2 protein-coding genes and 1 pseudogene are annotated in these 2,096 nt (G+C 68.7%); 1 reads left to right on the top strand and 2 read right to left on the bottom strand.

Annotation, left to right across the window (positions count from 1 at the left end; genetic code table 11):
• Nucleotides 1-697: META and DUF4377 domain-containing protein (locus JCM9942_RS14555; protein WP_054660546.1), on the top strand; the 697-nt coding region annotated here is incomplete at its 5' end.
• A gap of 60 nt (nucleotides 698-757) precedes the next feature.
• Here the strand turns inward: JCM9942_RS14555 and JCM9942_RS14550 are convergent.
• Both JCM9942_RS14550 and JCM9942_RS14545 read right to left on the bottom strand, forming a co-directional pair.
• Nucleotides 758-1,369 (bottom strand): YbhB/YbcL family Raf kinase inhibitor-like protein, encoded by a 612-nt coding sequence (locus JCM9942_RS14550; protein WP_054660544.1) that lies wholly within the window; start codon nucleotides 1,367-1,369, stop codon nucleotides 758-760.
• Nucleotides 1,370-1,384: 15 nt separating this feature from the next.
• Nucleotides 1,385-2,096: pseudogene (locus tag JCM9942_RS14545) on the bottom strand (tetratricopeptide repeat protein); the annotation flags it as partial.

Below are 2,096 nucleotides of genomic sequence, written 5' to 3'. Positions count from 1 at the left end.
CGCCGGCATCGACGGCGCCCTGCTGGGCACCCGCCACTGGACGCTGGAAACCGCGACCGACGCCAGTGGCAAGCGCATCGATGGCCTGTTCGTACGCACCGACAAGCCGGTCACGCTGGACTTCACCGACGGCCGCGTCGCCGTCAGCAACACCTGCAACGGCCTGGGCGGCAGCTACACGCTGGAAGGGGACGCGCTGTCCATGGGCAGCCTGATGTCCACCAACATGGCCTGCGAGCCGGAGCTGATGGCGCTGGATGGGCTGGTGAGCGAGCGCCTGCAGGGCGGCAAGCTGACCGTGCGTTCGCTCGATGCCAGCAAGCTGACCCTGGTCACCGCCAGCGGCGATGTGCTGGTGTTTGCCGGCGCGCCCACCGCGGAAACCCGTTACGGCGGCCAGGGCGAGACGGTGTTCCTGGAAGTGGACGCGCAGAGCAAGCCGTGCTCCCACCCGCTGATGAAGGACGCCACCTGCCTGCAGGTGCGTGAAGTGAAGTACGACGACCAGGGCCTGGAACAGGGCCAGCGCGGCGCCTGGGAGAACTTCTACGGCAACATCGAGGGTTACACCCATCAGCCGGGCGTGCGCAATGTGCTGCGCGTGAAGCGCTACGAGGTCAAGAACCCGCCGGCCGATGGCGCCTCGCAGGCCTATGTGCTGGACATGGTGGTCGGCTCGGAACAGGTCAAGCCGTAACCACCGGCCGATACAGAAAGGGCGCCTTGCGGCGCCCTTTTCTTTTGCCGCTGCGCCGCCTCAGCCCAGTGCCGGGTTCAGCGTGTAGGTGCCATGCACGCTGGCTTCGGCCAGTACATGGCCCTGCATCGCCCGCAGCACCTGCGCCGCGGTGAAATCGCCGTCCACCGGCAGCTGCGCGATATCCAGCGCGAACAGGCGGAAGAAGTAGCGGTGCAGCCGCTCGTCGTTGAACGGCGGGTACGGGCCATCATAGCCGCGGTAGGTGCCGCCCATCTGCGCGTCCCCGGCAAACCAGCCGGTGTAGTCGTTCAGACCTTGACGGGCACCGGCCGGACCGGCCAGCTGCGCCTTGCCACCCACGCTGAAGCCTTCGCTGCAGCTGCCGGCGGCGATCTCCCGCAGCTGCGCGGGGATATCCACCATCACCCAGTGCACGAACTCTCCGCGCGGCTGGTCCAGCGGCACGGTCATGTCGCTGCGGCCGACGGTCTCGGCCACCGTCGGTACATCCGGGTCCACGCACAGCAGCACGAACGAGCGTGTGCCGTCGGGCACCTCGCGCCAGGCCAGCTGCGGATTGCGGTTGCCGGCAAAACCGGTGGCATCGCCGGCGGCGAATTCGGCCGGAATCGGCTGGCCGTTGTGGAAACTCTGGCTGTCCAGTTTCATGCGTGCTCCTGTCGCTCAGACTTCGGGATAACCCAGCCGCACCGCGACCGGGGTCAGCTTGGCGAACTCGCCGGCCAGCACCTGCGCGTACTTGCGCCAGTGGCCGGCAGCGAGGGTGGTCGGTCCGAGACTGCGCACCGGCGGGAAACGCAGGCCGAAGGCCTGTTCCAGCAGCGCGCCCATCGCCGCCGGGTCGTTGACCGCATCGTCGGTACGCACGATCAGGTGGGTGTACAGCTCCTGCTCGTGCAGCTGCACCACCTGCTCCAGCGAACGCGCCAGCCATTGGGCCGCCTCGCTGGCCGAATTCACCGCCAGCGGTGCCGGTGCCCCCAGCGCCAGCCATTCCACCAGCATGTCGCGCGGATCGCGCACCACCACCACCAGCCGGCCTTCGGGCAACTGCGGGCGCAGCGCCCACAGCAGCGCGTTGTCCCACCACAGCAGCCAGTCGATCACGTTGCCGTCGCTGATGCCACGCGCCGGCAGCTGCTCACGCCACTGCTGCACCAGCTGCCCGGGGGTGAGTTCGTCGGTGGCCAGACGCTGCAGGGTATGGAAATTCTGGAAGCCATCGTCGGGCGGGTTCGGCCCGAAGCGGTCGGCACGCAGCACCGGGCTGCCGGCGGCCATCACTTCCACCACCCGCTCCACACCGGAACCCGGCGCGCCCCAGACGAAGATCGGCCGGACCGGGTGATCCTCAGCGACACTGCCCTGCTCGGGC

The sequence above is a fragment of the Stenotrophomonas pictorum JCM 9942 genome, from assembly GCF_001310775.1.
Lineage (GTDB): Bacteria > Pseudomonadota > Gammaproteobacteria > Xanthomonadales > Xanthomonadaceae > Stenotrophomonas > Stenotrophomonas pictorum.
This window is presented reverse-complemented; position numbering and strand designations above follow the sequence as displayed.